The following is a 19,101-nucleotide window of genomic DNA, read 5'->3' as shown; positions in this document are numbered from 1 at the left end:
AGACTGATGCGATGGATGAGGTGACACTGGTTAAGACACGGCTTCAGGCGGGAATCTGGGAGGGCGAGCTTTATGTGCCCGACACGGCGACCGACTTGCCGGAGATCGAAGTGACCTATCTCGACCAGCCGGTTCAGGGTCACACGCTGACCGAAGACCCCGAACGCGATGGTGTCTGGTTCTTCCGCTTCGTCGTGCCCTCCGAGATGATCAATGACGGGGTGCAGACCTTTCTGATGACGGAGCGCGAGACGGGCCGTGTCCTCAATTCGCTGTCGATGATCGCGGGCGAAGGTCTGTCGGAGGATATTCGCGCGGAAATGGATTTGCTGCGTCAGGAACTGGACCTGCTCAAACGCGCCTTCCGGCGGCATTGTGTCGAGACCGGCAGCCACTAGTGCTTGTCCGCGTACATCCTTGTTCTGATCTGACGCCGCGTTTCGGGTGACATCCTTCCCGCGACTGCGCATTTTGATGCAGCAAAGGGAGGCACACGACATGACCCACTATCCGCATCTGCTGGCACCGCTCGATCTGGGATTCACCACATTGCGCAACCGGACCCTTATGGGGTCGATGCACACCGGCCTCGAAGAGCGCGGGGACTGGGAGGCCGTTGCCGCCTTTTATGCCGCACGCGCCAAGGGCGGCGCCGGGCTGATCGTCACCGGCGGCATGGCCCCCAATGTCGAAGGCGGCGTCTATCCGGGCGCGGCCGGTCTTTTCACGGATCAGGACATCGCCAACCACCGTATGGTCACGGATCGGGTGCATCGCGAAGGCGGCAAGATCGCAATGCAAATCCTCAACGCGGGCCGCTATGCCTATGGTCCCCAATGCGTGGCTCCCTCCGCGATCAAATCGCCGATCTCGCCGTTCAAGCCGACAGAGCTTGACGAGGCAGGCATCGAGAAACAGATCGCGGATTATGCCACCGCCGCCGCCCGCGCCAAACAGGCCGGATATGACGGTGTCGAGGTCATGGGCTCCGAAGGTTACCTGATCAACCAGTTCCTCGTGACCCACACAAACCGCCGCGAGGACGCGTGGGGCGGCTCTTATGAAAACCGGATGCGGTTTGCCATTGAGGTGGTCAAACGCTGTCGCGCTGCGGTTGGTCCCGAGTTTATCATCATTTACCGCATCTCCATGATCGACCTGATCCCGAACGGTTCGACATGGGACGAGGTCGTGCAGCTTGCCAAAGAGATCGAGAAAGCCGGTGCGACGATTCTCAACACCGGCATCGGCTGGCACGAAGCCCGCGTGCCCACGATTGCCACCTCTGTGCCGCGTGCGGCTTTCGCCGAGGTGACGAAACGCATGATGGGCGAGGTGGCGATCCCCGTTATCACCTCGAACCGCATCAACCACCCGCAAGTGGCCGAGGATGTGCTGGCCGATGGCTGCGCCGACATGGTCTCTATGGCGCGCCCCTTTCTGGCCGATCCCGATTTCGTGGCGAAAGCCATGGCCGACAAGGCCGACGAAATCGCGCCCTGTATCGCCTGCAATCAGGCCTGCCTTGACCACACGTTTTCGGGCAAGCTCACCTCCTGTCTGGTGAACCCGCGCGCCTGCCACGAAACCGAATTGAGCTACACGCAAATCGGCCAGCCGAAAACCGTCGCCGTTGTCGGCGCAGGGCCTGCCGGTCTCATGGCTGGTCTGGTCGCCAGCCAGCGCGGCCATAAGGTGACGCTGTTCGACAAGTCCGGTGAGCTTGGCGGCCAACTCAACATGGCCAAAAAAGTGCCGGGCAAGGAGGAATTCATCGGCCTCGTTGACTGGTTCACCACAATGGTCGCGCGCTCCGCCATCGACCTGCGCCTGAACACCGAGGCAACCGCCGATCTTTTGGCTCCGTTCGATGAGGTGATCCTCGCCACAGGCGTGGTCCCGCGCGATCCGGAGATTCCCGGCCAGAAGGATCATGGCAATGTCGTCACCTATATCGACGTGCTGCGCGGCAGATGCGAGGCGGGCCCGCGTGTCGTCGTGATCGGGGCGGGTGGCATCGGTTTCGATGTGGCAGAATATCTGACAACCACCGACAGCCCGACGCTCAACCTGTCGGAGTGGAAAGAGGAATGGGGCATCACCGATCCCGTCCAACATCGCGGCGGCCTCTCCCCCGAAGGTCCGCACCCCGAACCGCCCGCACGCCAAGTCACCCTGTTGCAGCGCAAGGCCGAGAAACCCGGCAAACGTCTGGGCAAGACGACCGGCTGGATCCACCGCGCAACGCTTCAGATGAAAGCGGTCAAAATGATGGGCGGCGTTTCCTATGACCGCATTGTGCCCGAAGGGCTGTGGATCACCAAAGACAACACGCCACAGCTGATCGAAGCGGATACCATCGTTCTGTGCACAGGCCAGCTTTCCGAGCGCAGCCTTGTCGATGCGCTGGAAGCGGCAGGCAAGCCCTGTCACGTCATCGGCGGGGCGGATGTGGCTGCCGAACTCGACGCCAAACGTGCCATAGATCAGGGTGCCCGCCTCGCGGCTTCGCTCTAACCTGTTTCCTTTGCTGCATAAAATACTCCCGCCGGAGGCATGATCCGGCGGGCATTTTCGCCCGTGTTTCCACCTGTGTTGCGCCCATTGCCGCGTTTCCCGAAACAACACTATTCGCGAAAGACCATGCTATTGTCTCCCGCCCTCCCCATTCTTGCCTGAATTGCGTGACATACCCGATCGCATTGGGGCCAAGATGGTAGGTAAGATTAAATGGATCGACTGACTGAAATGGAAGCCTTCGCCACGGTTGTGGATCAGGGCGGTTTCACGGATGCAGCCAAGAAGATGGGGATTTCCAAATCCGCCGTTTCCAAACATGTTTCCGCGCTTGAGGCACGTCTTGGCGCACGTCTGCTCAACCGCACAACGCGCCGCGTGTCACCGACAGAGATCGGACTGGCCTATTATGACCGCGCCCGCCGCGTGCTCAATGACGCGGGTGAGGCCGACGCGCTTGTGACCTCGATGCAATCCGCGCCGTCCGGCCTGTTGCGCATTTCTGTGGCCACGGATTTCGGCGTGAATCACCTCTCGCCGGTGTTGGGGGAGTTCCTTTCCGAATTTCCCGACATCACTGTGAATATGGTGCTCAACAACCGGTATGTGGAACTGATTTCCGAAGGGTTCGACATGGCTGTGCGTATCGGCGAGCTGGAAGACAGCACCCTGCGCGCCCGCAAGTTGACCGAGACCACCAAGCGCATGGTCGGTGCGCCTGCCTATTTTGAAAAATTCGGTCGCCCGCAAAAGATTGATGACCTGAACGAGCACAAGCTGCTGCATTATTCCAACCAGTCGAACGGCGCGGTCTGGAAGCTCACGGCCCCGTCCGGTGAAAAGCGGCAGGTCCGCACCGCAGGTTGGCTCACAGTGAATGACGGGCAATCCTTGCTCAACGCCTGTATCTCCGGTCTTGGGATCGCCTATCTGCCGTCCTTTCTCTACGCCGATGCGATGGATCAAGGTCTGGTTGTCGAGGCCATTCCGGAGCTTCCGGCAGAGACCCAAGGCATTTATGCCGTCTATCCGCCGGGGCGGTTTACCCAGCCGAAAGTGCGCGCGTTTATTGATTTTCTCGTCCATTCCTTTGCCGACAAAGGGCCGGACAAGTGGTGAATCACCGCTTTTGAATTCTCGTGGAAGAGAGGGCGCAAGCCTTACTGGGTCGAGGCGATTACCGCTTCGACCCTTCTGTTTTGGTCGCGCCCTTCTTCGGTGCCATTGGACACAAGCGGCGCAAGATAGCCGATGCCTTCGGCGCTGATCTGGGCGGAGGACACGCCGTAGCGGGAAATCAGGCGTTGCCGCACCGATTGGGCGCGTTTGCGCGACAGGGCGGTGTTGCTGTCGAGTGCGCCGACATTGTCCGTATGCCCGACCAGAACAATCCGCACCTCGGGATGGGTCATGAGATAGGAGGCAAGCCTTTGCAGCGAGGCAAAGGGACCGTCGCCAAGCGTGGCCGCGCCTGTGTCAAAGGCCAGATCGCCTAGCACCACACGCCCGCGGCTTTCCAGTTGTGTGGCCAGCGCGCCTGTTGGCTGTGCAAGCTGTGGCAAAATCTCGGTGCTGTCCGGTGGTGTCAGTTCGACGGGTGGCGCGTCCGTGGGGACAACCGTGGTGATCTGCATAAAGCCCGAGGTCGGTGCGCGGCTGGTCAGAATCGAGACCACCCGCTCGCTGTCGTCCTGCGCCACAAGATATTGATAATCCCCGAGGTCCACATGCATCGCAGGTTCCGGCAACAGGTCCAGAAGATAGCGGAAATCAAACCCGCCACAGACCGTATCGGCGCAGGTAAACAGAATGTCGAAGCCTTGCGCTTCCAACTGTTCGCGAAGCGGAGAGATCATCTGATAGCTGGTCAGAGAGGTGCCCGTGAGGCGATAGGCCACGCGCTCGATATCGCCTTCGGCCATAATGCGGGGGGTATCAACGCCTTGATAGGCCCGAACCGGAAAAGGCTCGGCAGAGGCCGCCTCGCTATGTCGTCCGGTTTCACTCGCCGCTCCGGGCAGCTCCAGCCCGAACAGATCGCGCGCCTGTGCGTGACCGGCACAGATAAGACCGCAAAATAGTGTGGGCAGGCACAGGGCAAGGCGAAGCGAAAAGGTCATGAGGGTCCGGTTTAAGAGTTGGTTCTGTAGTGGTAGTGCCCCGCCTCTTCCATTCCAAGCGAAGAATAGAGCGCAAGCGCCGCCGTATTGTCGCGGGTCACTTGCAGGGCGAGCTGCGTGGCACCGTTCCGGCGCGCCCAATCTGCCGCCAGCCCCATCATCGCACGGGCAAGCCCTTGGCGTCGTGCGGGGCGGGCAATCTCCAGCGCGTGCAGCACCGCGATTTCACCGTGCAGCCCGACGAAGGCCGTGCCCGCAGGCATGTCGCCCAACCGCCCGAGCAGGCTGCATTTCGGCTCCGGCGCTCGGCGCATCACATCGACCCGCGCCGCCGTGATGCCGCCCTCGGCCCAGATTTCGCACTGGATCGCGGTGGGTGGCCAGCCGACATAGCCGTCTTCGGGCTTCGGGGCGGCAAACCGTTCCACGGGGGCGGTGAGACAGGCGACTGGATCGAACATGCGGTAGCCGCGCTGTTCGAGTATGGCGTCAAAGGCGTCTTCCCCGCTGCGAATCTGGAACAGGGCAGGGCGGGCGTCTTGGGCAAACCGCGCTTCAATGTTGTCCAGCGCCGCATCAAAGAGCGCCCCCTCCAAAGTCGCAGCGGACACGCGACTGCCGCCCCCCGCGCCTTCGCGATAGGTGAAAGGGCCGATGCGCTCACAACGCGCAGCCGGCCATGTTGCTTCGAAGGCGCGGAAAAGCTCAGCCCTGTTCATCGGCAGGGAACAGTTTGGCCAGTTCCATCATCGCGGCTTCGACCAAGGCCCCGTCCTGTCCGCGGATCACGATATTGGTGCCATAGGCTCCGTTCTGAACAAAAGGATAAGACCCCATCGACAGCGCCGGATATTTCTCCGCCAACGTCCCTAGAGGTTGAGCGACCGCGCTTTCGGGGCGGTTGATGCGGTAGGTTTGCGACAGCAAGGGCTTGCCACCGGTGAGCGTCGGCAAAAGCCCCGCCACCATGGCGGAAAAGATATTCGGCACACCTGCCATGACATGCACATTCTCGACCGAGAACCCCGGCGCGATGGACACCGGATTTTCGATCAGGACCGCCCCTTCGGGAATACGCGCCATGCGCATCCGCGCGTCATTGAATTCCACGCCGCGCCCTTCGTAATGCGCGCTCAGAAGCGCCTTGGCATCGTCGCGCACGTCAATGGTGCGCCCGAAGGCCTCCGCAATACAATCGGCGGTGATGTCGTCATGGGTCGGCCCGATCCCGCCGGAGGTGAACACATGGGTGTATTTCGCAGACAACGCACGGACGGCCTCCACAATCGCGGCACGATCATCGGACACCACACGCGCTTCCTTGAGATCAATCCCCGCGCGGGTCAATTCGCCTGCGAGGTGATACATATTCGCGTCGCGGGTGCGACCGGAGAGGATTTCGTCCCCGATAGTGAGAATTGCGGCTGTTGGGTTTTTACTGGTCATCTCGCGCCCTCCTTGAGCGGCTGTCCCCTCGGATATAATGCTTTTTTTGTGAAAGCTGAATCCGGTTTGGAGAAAAACCTTGCCAAAAGGGGCCGGTCTTGTGTCCTGTCCCGTCCCGACGGCGCTTCACGTTTTGCGCGAAAGGCTTTACTCCTCGGCCCATGCGCTTTCAAACAGACCTGATCCCCGCCACGCTTTTACGTCGCTACAAACGCTTCCTCGCGGATATTCGCCTCGAAGACGGGCGGGAGGTGACGGCGCATTGCCCGAACCCCGGCTCGATGATGGGGCTGGCAGAGGAAGGCACGAAGGTCTGGGTCGAACCCAATGACGACCCGAAAAAGAAGTTGAAATACGGGCTGCGGATTGTCGAGTTGGAACAGGCAAATGTGGTGGTCGATACCGGTATCGCCAACCGCGTGGTGAAAGAGGCCCTTTTGTCGGGCGCTGTGCCGGGGCTTGCGGGCGATGTGCGTGCGGAGGTCAAATACGGGGAAAATTCGCGGGCGGATTTTCTGGTGACGCAAGACGGACATCCGATCTGGGTGGAGGTGAAATCCGTGACGCTCTCGCGCTCTGCGGGGCTGGCCGAATTTCCGGATGCGAAAACTGCACGCGGGTCCAAGCACCTGTCCGTTCTGGCCGATCGGGTCGCCGCAGGGGAACGCGCCGTGATGCTCTATCTGGTCTCGCGCGATGATTGCACACGCTTCAAACCCGCTGCCGACATTGATCCGACCTATGCGCAGGCCGAGGCCGACGCCCGCGCCGCTGGTGTCGAGATCATGGTCTTCGGTGTCGAGATCACGCCGCAGCAGGTCGTTTTTGTGCCCAGACCTTTGCAACAGATGTGACACCGCGGCACTGGCCCTTTTGCGACGAACCCCTTATATCGGGGCCAAAGAGAACGGAGTGGACCCTTGGACGAGATGCATCGCGGCCGCATTACCAAAGACGGAATTCGAATTTACGAGGATGCCGATTTCGCCGGCATGCACGCGGCAGGGGCTGTTGCGGCACAGATCCTTGACGAGGTCGGCCCTCTTGTCGTGCCGGGCGCGACCACGGGCGAGATTGACGCTTTTATCGAGCGTCGCGTGACCGAGCTTGGCACCACGTCCGCGACCATCGGCTACAAGGGCTACAAACACGCCTCCTGCATTTCCACCAACCATGTGGTTTGCCACGGCATCCCCGGTGCGAAAATTCCGGGCCACAAGGATGACACGCTCCTCGATGGTGACATCATCAACATCGACGTGACGGTCATCAAGGATGGCTGGTTCGGGGACACGAGCCGGATGTATTTCGTCGGCCAGCCCAAGAAATTCGCGGAACGTCTGGTGCAGGTCACCCATGACTGCCTGATGTTCGGCATTGAACAGGTCAAGCCGGGCAACACGTTCGACGACATCGCCCGTGCGATTCAGGAACATGCCCACAAGAACCGCATGTCTGTCGTGCGCGACTTCTGCGGTCACGGGCTTGGCCGTGTGTTCCACGCGCCGCCGAATGTGCTGCACTATGTCCCGCATCGCCGTCCGGGGGATGAAGCGCCGGTTCTGGAAGAGGGCATGTTCTTCACCATCGAGCCGATGATCAATCTGGGCCGTGCGGAGACCAAAGTGCTGCGCGACGAATGGACTGCGATCACCAAGGACAAGAAACTCTCGGCACAATTCGAGCATTCCATCGGCGTGACGGCCACCGGTTGCGAGATATTTACGCTTTCGCCGGGTGACATCTACTATCCCACTGTGAAGGTCTGAGCGCGCGCAAGTTTTCTTGCCAGACGTGATCTCCCCCACTAGAACAAGGGCAGTTTGCCGTTTCGGCTGACTTGCGGCACGCTTGCCCCTGTCCAACGGCACTCACGCAGGCCTGTCCGAGCGCCGAACCTTGGCGGGCCTTAGGGGGACACCAATGACATCGACCCTTTTGCGGGCGGCGCTTTCGGGTGCTGCCATTTTCTGTGTTGCCACCACCGCTTTCGCGCAGGATGTGACACTTCGTTTCCAACATTTCGTTTCGCCCAACTCCGGGGCTCCGATCTATTTCATGGAGCCTTGGGTCAGGAAGATCGAGGAAGACAGTGGCGGGCGGATCAAGATTGAGATGTATCCGCTCATGCAGCTGGGCGGCAAAGCCTCCGACCAATATGACCTGATCCGCGATGGCGCGATTGATGGCGGTTGGGTGGTTCCGGGCTATCAGCCGGGACGTTTTCCCGAAACCGAGGCGCTGGAACTGCCGTTCCTGATGCCCAAATCGGGCGAACTGGCCTCTGTGGCCGCTTGGAATTTTACCCAGAAATATCTGCTGGATGATTTCAAGGACGTGCACCTTCTGGCCGCGCATATGCATGGCGAAGGGCTGGTGCATAAAAAGGGCGCGGCTTTGGAGGTTATGGAGGATTTTCAGGGCCTCAAACTGCGCGCACCGACGCGGACCTCGACCCTGTTGCTCGATAAGCTGGGCGCGGTCCCCGTAGGGATGCCTGTGCCTGCCTTTCCCGAAGCTCTGGCCAAGGGCGTTCTGGATGGCGGCATGATTACCTATGAGATGGCCCCCTCCCTGAAGCTCGACGAGTTGACCGACAGCCATACGGATGTTGCGGGGGACACGGCCTTTTACAATCTCTATTTCATCTGGGCGATGAACAAGGCGAAATACGACAGCCTTCCCGATGATCTCAAGGCGGTGATCGACCGGAACTCCGGCCTTCTGGCCTCGCAATGGTCGGGTGCGGCCTATGATCTGGGCGACGAAGACGGGCTGCGGGTGATTGCGCAGACCGACAATGAGATTGCCGTGTTGAGCGCGGAGGAGACCGCGAGGCTCAAAGCTGTGGGTGATGAGGTCGTAAGCGACTGGAGCGCCGAGATGACGGCCAAAGGCTATGACGGGGCTGCTCTTGTGGCGGATGTGAAGGCGATGGTGGCCGAGGCGATGGAGCGCCAGCCGTGGATTGACACGCGCGGGGCCTCTGCCGCGCATCTGTCGCAAGATCGCATCCGGTAACTGGCCGGACTGCGGTGTGAATCGTGTTATGAGATGTGAAAAAGGGCCGCCTTCGGGTGGCCCTTTTGCATATTGAGTGTGCGTATCGGGTGCGCCTCGCGCAGGCTTGCAGCCCGAGGTTACAGCCCGAGGCGCGCGGGCAGATCGTGCATATCCGCAAGATGCTCGGCCCCTTCGGCAATGAGACGTGCGCCATCGCCGTGAGGATCGAACCCGAAACATTTCATGCCCGCCCGCCGCGCGGCGATACAGCCGGAGGTGCTGTCGTCAATCACCGCGCAGCCCTCTGGCGCAACGCCGAGATGCTCTGCAGCGATCAGAAACAGATCGGGGGCCGGCTTGGCCGTGCCATAGGTGTGGGCTGAATGGATGCGACCTTTGAGACGGGCAAAGACCGCAGGATGGGCCCCAAGCGTCACATCCATCTTCTCCATCGGTCCGTTCGAGCCGACCGCATAGGGAATGCCCGCCGCGTCCAGCGCATCAAAGGCGGCTTCAACCCCGTCGATCAGCGGCACACCCGCGCCGAGCATCTCGAAAACGCGGGGGTAGACCTCGTCAATCCAACTGTCCGGCAGGGCCGCTCCGGCTTCGCGGGCACGCTCTCCGACCCGCGCCATTGTGCCCCCGACATATTTCGATTCAAGCTCATGGATCGAGATGTCGAGACCGAACCGCGCGAAGTCCTTTTGCAGGAACTCCAGCAAAGGCGGCTCACTGTCCACAATCACCCCGTCGCAATCGAAAATTACGGCTTTTACAGTCATGCTGGCTCCAGAAAGTTGATTTTCGTGTCGCCATATTTGCGCGTGTCCAAAAGGGCGAGCGCGTCAGGCGGGGTGATGGCGGCGCTGTCTTCCCAGACCACAAGGGCGCGGGGCGTCAGCCAGTTTCCCGCCAGAGCCGCGGCGATGGCGACTTCGCCAAGCCCCTTGGCATAGGGCGGATCGAGAAAGACCAGATCATAGGGCGCGGACGGATTGGCTGGCAGGCGCGTGGCATCGGCGCGCATCAGGGTGCAACGCGTCTCGGCACGGCATTTCCTGATGTTCTCGGCAATCAACCCCTGCGCCTTGCGCCCGTCATCGACAAAGGTGACACATTCCGCCCCGCGCGAGAGCGCTTCCAGCCCCAGCGCGCCGGTGCCCGCGAACAGGTCCAGCACGCGGGCCTCCGTCACCGCATCCCCATATTTGCCAGCGGTCAGAACAGAGAACAGGCTTTCGCGCACGCGATCCGTGGTCGGACGCAAATGCGCCCCCGCATCGCCCTTGCCGACAGAGGCCAGCGCCAGCCCGCGAAACTCTCCCGCGATGATCCGCATCAGCCGCGCATCAACTGTTTGAGATCGGTTGATGGGTCGGCCACCTTGTCCGGATCAGCGGTCTTGCCGCTTTCAATCAGACGTTTGGCGACCATATAGCCGCGCGGATCGTTGATGGCGTCGATGGCGATCAGTTGCCCGTCCTTGTAATACCAATGCGAACGCGTCCCGTCGCCCTCGCGGATCACGACCTGATCGTGACCGGTGGAAAGCCCCGCGATCTGGAGTTTGACATCATATTGATCGGACCAGAACCACGGTTTCGGCGTGTAGATCACATCCTGACCGAGCATGTTCTTGGCCACCACGGCCCCTTGGTCAATGGCATTTCCAACGCTTTCGAGACGCATCTGCACACCCTCATGCGGGAAAGAGGCACAATCGCCCGCCGCGAAAATATCGGGGTCCGAGGTCGCGCCATGCAGGTCGGTTTTGATCCCGTTCTCAAGCGCCAGTCCGGCCAGTTCGGCCAGCTCCGTGCCGGGGATGATCCCGACGCCGACAATGACGAAATCCACGTCCAGCGTGGTGCCATCGGTCAGGTCTGCGGTCTTCACGCGACCGTCTCCGCTCAGTTTGACAAGCCCCACGCCCTCGCGCAGGTCAACGCCGTGGGAGCTGTGCAAAGCGCGGAAATAGTCCGAGGTTTCTTTCGAGGCAACGCGCTGCAAAATCCGGTCGGCCATTTCAACGAGCGTGACCTTGAGCCCTTTTTTCGAGGCCACAGCCGCCGCTTCCAGCCCGATATAACCGCCGCCGACGATCAACACAGAGGCCCCTTCGCGGAACTCCGGTTCGATCGCATCGGCATCGGCCAGCGTCCGCATGGTGTAGACCCCCTCAAGCTCTCCGCCAATGGCGGCGGGCAGCAGGCGCGGGGCGGAGCCGGTGGCCAGCGCGAGCTTGTCATAGCTCAACACCTCATCCCCGATGGACACGGTTTTGGCCTTCGGGTCGATGCCGGTGACCTTGGCATTAGTGCGCAGGGTGATGTTCTCGTCTGCGTAATAGCTTTCCGGTCGCAAGAACAGGCGCTCCAGTTCCATCTCTCCCAGAAGATAGGCTTTCGACAGGGGCGGGCGCTGGTAGGGCGGAGCCGGTTCATCCCCGATCAGAGTGATCCGGCCGTCGAACCCTTGGCCGCGCAGAGTGGTGACAATGCTTTGACCGGCCTGTCCGGCCCCGATGACGATGAAGTGGCTCATGATCTTTCCTCTGGTCGTGAAACGCGCTGACCCTATATCGTGGAGAGACAGAATGACAACGCACAGAGGAACAGAATCATGACAATTCGCGTGGGAGACAGTCTGCCGGGTGGCAGCGTGCTTGAAATGACAGCAGAGGGGCCAGCTGCCGTCGAGCTTTCGGACAAGTTCAAGGGGCGCAAGGTTGTGCTGTTCGGTTTGCCTGGTGCCTATACCGGCGTCTGCACAACGGCGCATGTGCCCAGCTTTATCCGCACCAAGCCGAAATTCGAGGAAAAAGGTGTGGACGAGGTGATCTGCGTCGCCGTCAACGACCCTTTTGTGATGGGCGCATGGGCGAAAGACACCGGCGCAGATGAGGCGGGGATCACTATGTTGGGCGATGCGGAAGGCGCGTTTATCAAGGCGCTGGGTCTGGATTTCAGTGCACCGCCTGCGGGGCTGATCAACCGCTCCAAACGCTTCGCGCTCTATGCCGAAGATGGTGTGGTGAAGGTGCTCGAAGTCGAGGCCAGCCCCGGCGAATGCACGATTTCCGCAGGCGAGTCCCTGTTGGAAAAAATCTGATCGGAAGCGTTTCGCGAAAACTTGGGTGACAGGTTGGTGGGAAGCGCTTTGGACAATGCCCTGACACGGGGCCTGAAATGACAAACGCCCGAGGGATGACCTCGGGCGTTCGTGTATTGGTCTTGTTGCTCCGGCCTTATTCGGCGGCGTTGATGACCGTGCGGGTCGGGAAGGGAATTTCCACACCCGCCTCGTCCAGCGCCTCTTTGACCGCACGTTTCATATCGGTCGAGAAGGCGAAGTAGTCCGAGGATTTGACCCAGACACGCACAAGGAAGTCGACCGAGAAGTCGCCCAGATTGTTGACCTGAATGAACGGCTCCGGATCGGTCAGCGCACGCGGATCGGACAGGATCGTCTTGCGGATCACGTCTTCCGCGATTTTCAGGTTCGCGCCATAGCTCACGCCAAAGGTCCACTCCGCGCGGCGTGTGTCATTGGTGGAGTAGTTGGTGATGATATTGCCCCAGACCTGCGAGTTCGGCACGATCACCTGCACATTCGACAGATCGGCAAGCTCGGTATAGTTCAGGGAAATATCCTTGACGGTGCCCATCTTGCCGGAGACTTCGACGAAATCCCCGATTTTGAAGGGGCGGAACAGGATGATCATCACCCCCGCCGCGATGTTCGACAGGGTGCCTTGTAGCGCCAGACCGATGGCCAGACCGGCGGCACCGATCACAGCGACGATCGAGGTGGTCTGGATGCCGAAGGTGTTGAGAACGATCAGAAGGGTAAAGGCCAGAACCGCATAACGCGCGATATTGGCGAGGAAATTGAACAGCGTGTCGTCGAGGGTCTCATATCTTAGCCCGATGGCGCGGATACGGCGACCGACCCAGCCGGAAATGATCATCCCGATCAGCAGCAGAACCAGAGCGCCGACGATGGACCCTGCAATTCCGGCCAGAAATTCGATCGAGAGATACTCGCCCAACGGATGGCCTTCGTAGATTTCGTAACTCATAAGCTTTTCAAACATGTGCGGCTGCCTCGTCCATTGTTCTTGCCAGTTCGATGTCTTTCGCGGTCAAGCCTCCGGCGTCATGGGTGGAAAGCTCCACCTCGACCGTCCGGTAGACATTGCGCCAGTCGGGGTGGTGATCTCTTTTTTCCGCAAAAAGCGCAACCCGTGTCATAAACCCGAAAGCCTCGTTAAAGTTCCGGAATGTGAAACGCTTCCGGATCGCGTTTCCATCGGCGGTTTCTGTCCAGCCTTGCGCCAGAAGCGGGGCCAGCGCCTCGTCGCGTGTGGCACCTTGCAACAGTTCAGTCATGGTCTTGCTCCTGTCCTGTGGATTTGAACGGGCCGTAAGAGGTCAGCACCTCGACCTCCTCGGCCACGGCGGCGCGTTCGGCATCAAGATAGTCGCCCACGGCCCGCGCAAACCCCGGATCCCTGATCCAGTGCAGCGAATGCACCGTGTTGGGCAAATAGCCGCGCGCCAGTTTGTGTTCGCCCTGCGCACCGGCCTCGACACGGTCGAGACCGTGGGCAATGGCGTAGTCGATGGCCTGATAATAGCACAGCTCGAAATGCAGGCTCGGGTGATATTCGGTGCAACCCCAATACCGCCCGAAAAGCCGCGTCCGCCCGATGAAATTCAGCGCCCCCGCAATGGCTCGCCCGTCTTTGAGCGCCAGCACCAAAAGGACATCGTCGCGCATTGTGTTGTGTATCTCGTCGAAAAAGGCGCGGGTCAGGTAAGGCGTGCCCCATTTGCGGCTGCCCGTGTCCTGATAGAACTGCCAGAAAGCATCCCAATGTTCCGGCCGGATCGCCTCTCCGGTCAGTTGCACGATCTCTCCGCCAAACCCCTGCGCCTGCGCACGTTCCTTGCGGATGTTCTTGCGCTTGCGTGAAGACAGCGCCTGTAGGAAATCGTCGAAACTGCCATATCCGGCATTGTCCCAATGAAACTGCTGCCCCGTGCGATGCATCAAGCCCATTGCCTCGCCCGCCGTGACCTCTTCTTCGACGCAAAAGGTCAGGTGCAGCGAGGACAGCGCATTTTGCGAGGCGATCTCAACCGCGCCTTGCACCAAGGCCGCCATGCCGGTCTCCTCGAACCCCGGACGGGTCAGAAGCCGCCGCCCCGTCACAGGGGTAAACGGCACCGCGATTTGCAGCTTCGGATAATAGCGCCCGCCCGCCTGTTCATAGGCATGGGCCCAGTTGTGATCGAAAATATATTCGCCCTGACTGTGCTCCTTGGCATACATCGGCGCAACGGCGATCACCTCGCCGCCAAGCCGCGCCACAAGATAGCTCGGCTGCCAGCCCGTGCCCGCACCGACAGAGCCGGACCGCTCCAGCGCCAGCAGGAAGCGATGGGTCACAAACGGATCTTCCGGCGCGCCCGCCCCACGGGTGGCACAGGCATCCCAGTCCCCGGCGACTATCGCGTCGAGGCTGTCGATCAGGCTAATCTCAATCTGTTCCGTCATATCCCGTGCACCGTGGTCTTCCTGTAACTGGCGCGCCGGACCGCCGCGTCAAGTCGGAAGATAGTTCTCGAATGTGATGTTCTCAGCAACCTTGCTGGCGGTGGCCTCTTCTTCGGCGCTTTTGATCGTCCAGCACAGAATATGCGCACCCGACGCTTTCAACTCCGCAACACGCGGACGCTCCAGATCGGACCATTGATGGCTGATGAAACTTGCTCCCACACGTTCGTAATCGACAATGTCGCGCAGAGGCGCACGGCGCGAGGCCGGAATGAGCTTGGCCGCGTCATCTTCCCAGCTTGCGGTGGTGAGACCGCGCGGCAGATGCGGACAAAGCTCGGCCAGAACTGCAACGGAATGGGGGTTGAACGACATCATGGCCACCGGCCCCTGATAGCTTTCGAGCACCTTGGTTGCGGCCACTTCCAGCCGCCCGACACTCGGCCCCATCGCCCCGTCCTGATCCTTTACCTCGATCAGAAGCGGCGCACGCCCGTCCACATGGTCGAGAACCTGTTTCAGCGTCGGCACCCCGACCTCGCCGGTCTTGAACCGCAACTGCGCCAGTTCCTCCGCCGTGTTGAGCGCAAAGGCCCCGTGCCCTTCGGTCAGGCGGTTGAGCGCATAGTCGTGAAAGACCATCGCCTCCCCGTCCGAGGACATTTGCAGGTCGATTTCAATGCCGAACCCTTTTGCAATGGCCGCATCCAGCGCGGCAAAGTTGTTTTCGGCACGGGTGACATTGCCATCATGCAGGGCACGGTGCGCGATCGGTGTCTTCAGAAAGATCTCTGGTAATTGGGGCATCAGACGAGCTCGAACACCGCTTCAATTTCCACGGCAACACCCAGAGGCAGGCTGGCGGCGGAGACCGCGGAGCGCGCATGGCGGCCCGCTTCGCCCAGCACCTTGACCATCAGATCGGAGGCACCGTTGATGACTTTGGGCTGTTCGGTGAAGTCAGCGGTCGAATTGACGAAACCGACGAGTTTGACCAGTCGTTTCACCTTGGAGAAATCCCCCTCCACGGCAGCATTGGCCTGCGCCAGAAGGGCCAGCGCACAGGTTTCGGCGGCTTTGGCCCCTTCTTCGGTGTTCATATCGTCTCCGAGCTTGCCACAGATGAGCCCGTCAGGCCCGTTGGAGATCTGGCCGGAGATAAAAAGCTGCGTCCCGCTGATGACAAAAGGCACATAATTGGCGGCAGGGGCCGGAGCGGCGGGAAGGGTGAGGCCGAGGTCGGCCAGTTTGGCGGAAAGATCCATGGGGAGGGTCCTTTGTGTTGGCTGCGCGTCAGTTCTCGCGGAAGGCGCGGATGAAATAATCTGTCAGAGGTTTGGTCAGATAGGCAAGAGGCGAGCGTTCGCCGGTGGACATATAGGTTTCTACGGGCATTCCGGGGATCAGCACAGCCCCGTCGGGGAGGCGGGCGCGCTGAGCCTCGGAAATATGGATGTCCGCACGGTAATAATTTTCTCCGGTGACGTCATCGACAAAAGCATCGGGAGAAACGCGCATGACCTGTGCTTCGAGTTCCGGTGTGGTGCGGCGGTCGAATGTGGAAAAGCGCAAACGCACCGGCTGGCCGGGGTAGACCTGGTCGACATGGGTCGGGCTGACCCTTGCCGTGATGATGAGGGGGCGGTCCTGCGGCACAATATAGAGTGCGGGTTGCGCGGGCGGGATCACCGCGCCGGGGCCGAAGACGGACAGGCCGTAGACGACGCCCGACACAGGGGCGCGGATGTCGAGGCGCTCCAGTCGCGCGGTGAGGCCGGAGAGCTGTTCGCGCAACCCTCCGATCTCTGCCTGAATGTCGCGCAACTCGGTGATCGCGGTTTCGCGGCGGTCGCTGCGGGCCTTGAGGATGTTCAACTCGATCTCGGTGATCTGCACCTGTGCCTGTGCCTCGGACGTGTCCAGTCGCCCGATTTCGGCGGTATATTGCACCGCATCACGGCGCAGGCCGGTCACGCGGCTTTGCTGGGTGAGGCCGCGTTCGAGCAAGACGGTTTGCGCCGCAAGGTCGTCTTTGAGCAGCGCAAGCTGTTCCGTGAGGGCGGCTTTCTGAGTTGTGATCCCCTTGATCTGCACGTCGATCTGGCTGCGCTGTTTGTTCAGCTGTTCGATTTCCGCGCGGGCCGTTTCCTGACGGGCGTGGAACAGGTCGATCTGTCCGGCCACGGATCGCGCCACTTGCGGGTCGTCGGCCATACGCGCGACCAGTTCCGGCGGCAGGGTGATTTTGGCGGCCCCGTCGCGTTCGGCCTCAAGCCGTGCCGCGCGGGCCAGCAGTTCGAACAACTGGCGTTCCAGCACCGCGATGTCGTTGAGGTCGTCCTCGGCAGCCAGTTCGATCAAAAGCGCCCCTTTTTCGACCTTTGCGCCCTCGTTCACATGCACCGCCGCCACTTCGCCGCCGTCACGATGGGCCACGGCCTGACGGTTCTGTTCGACCTGCACCTGCCCGTGGGCGACAACGGCCCCGTCGATTCGCGCAAAGATCGCCCAGCCGCCAAAGCCGACGAACAGGATCGCAAGGCAGGCCAGCCCGAACCAGACGAGGCTGCGTGCGGACCAGTCCTGTTGTGTGGGGCGCGGCGTGCTCATCGGATGCCTCCCTGAGCCGTGCCGCTGCGCAGAATGTCCTTGGAATTCTTGACCATCTCGCCCAGCACCTGATCGCGCGGCCCGAACGCACGACGCAGACCGCCTTCCAGCACCAGAAGCTTTTCACATTCCTGAATCGCAGAAGGCCGGTGCGCCATAATCAGCACGGCCCCGCCCTCGTCCTTATGGCGGCGAATCGCGGTGTTGAGCGCGAGGGAGCCGGCATTGTCGAGGTTGGCATTGGGCTCGTCGAGAATGACGATCACCGGATCGTCGTAAAACGCCCGCGCCAGACCGATCCGCTGCAACTGCCCGCCGGACAACAGCCCGCCCGCCGCAGAGACCGGCGTGTCGTAGCCCTCCGGCAGCGACAGGATCAGGTCATGGGCATCGGCTTTCTTTGCGGCGGCAATCACGGCCTCGGCCTGAGGGGTAAGCGCGAGTTTGGCGATGTTTTCGGCAATCGTGCCGTCGAAAAGTTGCACCTGTTGCGGCAGGTAGCCGATGTAACGGCCAAGCGCCTCGCTGTCGTAATGCGAGAGTTTCGCACCATCGAGGCGGATCGTGCCGCCCGTAGGCGACCAAACCCCCGTCAGTGCCCGCGCCAGCGTGGATTTTCCGGCGCCTGATGGCCCGATGACGCCCAGAGCCTCGCCGGGGGCAAGATCGAACCCGACCATCCGCAGAGCGGCCTGCGTTTGTCCCGGTGGCGTAACGGTGAGGTGTTGAACCGACAGCGCGGCTTTCGGACGGGGCAGAGCCGTGTGCGAGGTCTCGGCGGGGGTGCGCCCGAGCAATTCGGCCAGATCACGCCAGCCGCGCAGACCATGTTGCACCAGCCCCCACTGGCCGATCAGCATATCAACCGGCTGCAAGGCGCGCCCCAAGAGAATCGAGCTGGCCACCATCGCCCCCGCGCTCAACTGGCGCTCCAGTACCAGCCACGCACCAAGCGCCAGCATGGCGGATTGCAGGAACAGACGCAGCGCTCTGGAGGCGGCGGTAAAGCCGTGGGTCGTGTCCTCGCTGGCCACGCTTTGGCGCAAGGCGGTCTCGCGGGCCTTGAACCAGCGCCGGAAAGCGGCCTCTTTCATACCAAGCGCGGCAAGTGCCTCCGCCGCCGAGGTCATGCGACTCGCGGTCTGCTGCGCCTCGTTTTCAGCACGGATGAGCGCGTCCTGCTTCGGTTTCGCCGCCGCACGGTGCCACAGCGCAACCGCCACAAGCATTCCTCCGCCGCCCACCGCCAGAAGGCCGAGATAGGGGTGGAACAGCGCAATGCCACAGAGAAAAATGGGGGTAAATGGCAGGTCATAAAGCGCCGACAGGGCCGGAGAGCCGAGAAAACGGCGAATGGCGGTCAGATCGTCCATGCCGCGAATCTTGCGGGTGTCGCGCGGGTTTCGGGCCGCTTGCGCCATCGATGCATGGAACACGCGGTTTTCGAGCCGCGTCTGGAAACGCGCCGCGATTCGCGACAGAATCCGCGCCCGCGTGCCGTCGAGCAGCCCCATCATCAGATAGAGAAAGGCGACGATGGAAAACAGCGCCACCAGAGTCGCCTCCGAGCCAGAGCCCAGAACACGGTCATAGACCTGAAGCATGAACAACGGGCCGGTGAGCATCAACAGATTGATACATATGGAAAATATACCACAGGTCCAAAACAGCCCGCGAGAGCCGCGCCGGACAGTGGCGAGCTCTTCTTGACCGAGGCGGATCTCTTCTTGGGTCATGGCGGTGTCTTAACGCGGTCCTGTCTGATATGGCATCGCTGCCTGTGGCCCGGCGCGGGCCGGAGGTGATCTGTTGAAACAATGTCACAGGATTTCTAACAGGA

20 protein-coding genes are annotated in these 19,101 nt (G+C 61.2%); 7 read left to right on the top strand and 13 right to left on the bottom strand.

Going from position 1 to position 19,101, the window contains the following annotated elements; all coding sequences use genetic code 11:
• Window positions 1-11 precede the first annotated feature (11 nt).
• From BM152_RS09095 to BM152_RS09085, 3 genes are all read left to right on the top strand, one after another.
• Window positions 12-398: a hypothetical protein gene (locus tag BM152_RS09095; protein WP_066604428.1), complete on the top strand. Its 387-nt coding sequence runs from the start codon at window positions 12-14 to the stop codon at window positions 396-398.
• Window positions 399-498: 100 nt separating this feature from the next.
• Window positions 499-2,517: an oxidoreductase gene (locus tag BM152_RS09090; RefSeq protein ID WP_066604433.1), complete on the top strand. Its 2,019-nt coding sequence runs from the start codon at window positions 499-501 to the stop codon at window positions 2,515-2,517.
• A 213-nt stretch (window positions 2,518-2,730) separates the two neighbouring features.
• Complete coding sequence (locus BM152_RS09085) at window positions 2,731-3,636, top strand: LysR family transcriptional regulator (protein WP_066604438.1); 906 nt, start codon at window positions 2,731-2,733, stop codon at window positions 3,634-3,636.
• Between the two features lie 41 nt (window positions 3,637-3,677).
• Here BM152_RS09085 and BM152_RS09080 read toward each other — a convergent pair whose 3' ends face one another.
• Genes BM152_RS09080 through BM152_RS09070 form a run of 3 tightly spaced genes read right to left on the bottom strand, consistent with a single transcriptional unit; the run spans window position 3,678 to window position 6,083 of the window.
• On the bottom strand, window positions 3,678-4,637 hold the full coding sequence (locus tag BM152_RS09080) for an OmpA family protein (protein WP_066604440.1): 960 nt from the start codon (window positions 4,635-4,637) through the stop codon (window positions 3,678-3,680).
• Between the two features lie 11 nt (window positions 4,638-4,648).
• The gene (locus tag BM152_RS09075) at window positions 4,649-5,356 is read right to left on the bottom strand and encodes a GNAT family N-acetyltransferase (RefSeq protein ID WP_066604443.1); all 708 of its coding nucleotides are present in this window, start codon (window positions 5,354-5,356) and stop codon (window positions 4,649-4,651) included.
• The gene (locus tag BM152_RS09070; RefSeq protein ID WP_066604448.1) at window positions 5,343-6,083 is read right to left on the bottom strand and encodes a competence/damage-inducible protein A; all 741 of its coding nucleotides are present in this window, start codon (window positions 6,081-6,083) and stop codon (window positions 5,343-5,345) included. The genes BM152_RS09075 and BM152_RS09070 overlap by 14 nt, the downstream gene beginning before the upstream one ends.
• Window positions 6,084-6,244: 161 nt before the next feature.
• On the opposite strand from BM152_RS09070, the gene sfsA reads away from it, so the two are divergent.
• The 3 genes from sfsA to BM152_RS09055 all read left to right on the top strand — a co-directional run bounded on the left by sfsA (window position 6,245) and on the right by BM152_RS09055 (window position 9,104).
• On the top strand, window positions 6,245-6,937 hold the full coding sequence (gene sfsA, locus BM152_RS09065) for a DNA/RNA nuclease SfsA (protein ID WP_066604450.1): 693 nt from the start codon (window positions 6,245-6,247) through the stop codon (window positions 6,935-6,937).
• A gap of 75 nt (window positions 6,938-7,012) precedes the next feature.
• On the top strand, window positions 7,013-7,852 hold the full coding sequence (map, locus tag BM152_RS09060) for a type I methionyl aminopeptidase (protein ID WP_074914157.1): 840 nt from the start codon (window positions 7,013-7,015) through the stop codon (window positions 7,850-7,852).
• 154 nt (window positions 7,853-8,006) lie between these two features.
• Window positions 8,007-9,104, top strand: coding sequence for a TRAP transporter substrate-binding protein (locus BM152_RS09055; RefSeq protein ID WP_066604455.1), 1,098 nt, complete (start codon window positions 8,007-8,009; stop codon window positions 9,102-9,104).
• A gap of 119 nt (window positions 9,105-9,223) precedes the next feature.
• Here the strand turns inward: BM152_RS09055 and BM152_RS09050 are convergent, their stop codons facing one another.
• From BM152_RS09050 to BM152_RS09040, 3 genes are read right to left on the bottom strand one after another with little or no spacing between them, the layout of a single operon-like run.
• Complete coding sequence (locus BM152_RS09050) at window positions 9,224-9,871, bottom strand: HAD family hydrolase (RefSeq protein ID WP_066604457.1); 648 nt, start codon at window positions 9,869-9,871, stop codon at window positions 9,224-9,226.
• Window positions 9,868-10,428: a 16S rRNA (guanine(966)-N(2))-methyltransferase RsmD gene (gene rsmD, locus BM152_RS09045; protein ID WP_066604464.1), complete on the bottom strand. Its 561-nt coding sequence runs from the start codon at window positions 10,426-10,428 to the stop codon at window positions 9,868-9,870. The genes BM152_RS09050 and rsmD overlap by 4 nt, the downstream gene beginning before the upstream one ends.
• Window positions 10,428-11,633, bottom strand: coding sequence for an NAD(P)/FAD-dependent oxidoreductase (locus BM152_RS09040; protein WP_066604467.1), 1,206 nt, complete (start codon window positions 11,631-11,633; stop codon window positions 10,428-10,430). Before BM152_RS09040 ends, rsmD begins: the two co-directional genes overlap by 1 nt.
• 78 nt (window positions 11,634-11,711) lie before the next feature.
• Between BM152_RS09040 and BM152_RS09035 the strand changes: the two genes are divergently transcribed.
• Window positions 11,712-12,200, top strand: a complete 489-nt coding sequence (locus BM152_RS09035) for a peroxiredoxin (RefSeq protein WP_066604469.1) — start codon at window positions 11,712-11,714, stop codon at window positions 12,198-12,200.
• Window positions 12,201-12,336: 136 nt separating this feature from the next.
• Here BM152_RS09035 and BM152_RS09030 read toward each other — a convergent pair whose 3' ends face one another.
• Genes BM152_RS09030 through BM152_RS09000 form a run of 7 tightly spaced genes read right to left on the bottom strand, consistent with a single transcriptional unit; the run spans window position 12,337 to window position 18,997 of the window.
• Window positions 12,337-13,185, bottom strand: a complete 849-nt coding sequence (locus BM152_RS09030; RefSeq protein WP_066604475.1) for a mechanosensitive ion channel family protein — start codon at window positions 13,183-13,185, stop codon at window positions 12,337-12,339.
• Window positions 13,178-13,480 (bottom strand): 4a-hydroxytetrahydrobiopterin dehydratase, encoded by a 303-nt coding sequence (locus BM152_RS09025; RefSeq protein ID WP_066604476.1) that lies wholly within the window; start codon window positions 13,478-13,480, stop codon window positions 13,178-13,180. The genes BM152_RS09030 and BM152_RS09025 overlap by 8 nt, the downstream gene beginning before the upstream one ends.
• Window positions 13,473-14,651: a GNAT family N-acetyltransferase gene (locus BM152_RS09020; protein ID WP_066604479.1), complete on the bottom strand. Its 1,179-nt coding sequence runs from the start codon at window positions 14,649-14,651 to the stop codon at window positions 13,473-13,475. The genes BM152_RS09025 and BM152_RS09020 overlap by 8 nt, the downstream gene beginning before the upstream one ends.
• Window positions 14,652-14,699: 48 nt before the next feature.
• Window positions 14,700-15,458 carry a glycerophosphodiester phosphodiesterase family protein gene (locus BM152_RS09015; protein WP_066604481.1) on the bottom strand — a complete coding sequence of 253 codons (759 nt, stop codon included), beginning with the start codon at window positions 15,456-15,458 and terminating at the stop codon, window positions 14,700-14,702.
• Entirely contained in the window at window positions 15,458-15,916 is a 459-nt protein-coding gene (locus BM152_RS09010) for a RidA family protein (RefSeq protein ID WP_066604483.1), read from the bottom strand. The genes BM152_RS09015 and BM152_RS09010 overlap by 1 nt, the downstream gene beginning before the upstream one ends.
• 28 nt (window positions 15,917-15,944) lie before the next feature.
• Entirely contained in the window at window positions 15,945-17,261 is a 1,317-nt protein-coding gene (locus BM152_RS09005) for an HlyD family type I secretion periplasmic adaptor subunit (protein ID WP_066604486.1), read from the bottom strand.
• The gene (locus BM152_RS09000) at window positions 17,258-18,997 is read right to left on the bottom strand and encodes a type I secretion system permease/ATPase (RefSeq protein ID WP_066604489.1); all 1,740 of its coding nucleotides are present in this window, start codon (window positions 18,995-18,997) and stop codon (window positions 17,258-17,260) included. The genes BM152_RS09005 and BM152_RS09000 overlap by 4 nt, the downstream gene beginning before the upstream one ends.
• Window positions 18,998-19,101 lie beyond the last annotated feature (104 nt).

The organism is Celeribacter halophilus, assembly GCF_900114135.1.
In the GTDB taxonomy this organism is placed as follows: Bacteria; Pseudomonadota; Alphaproteobacteria; order Rhodobacterales; family Rhodobacteraceae; genus Celeribacter; species Celeribacter halophilus.
This window is presented reverse-complemented; position numbering and strand designations above follow the sequence as displayed.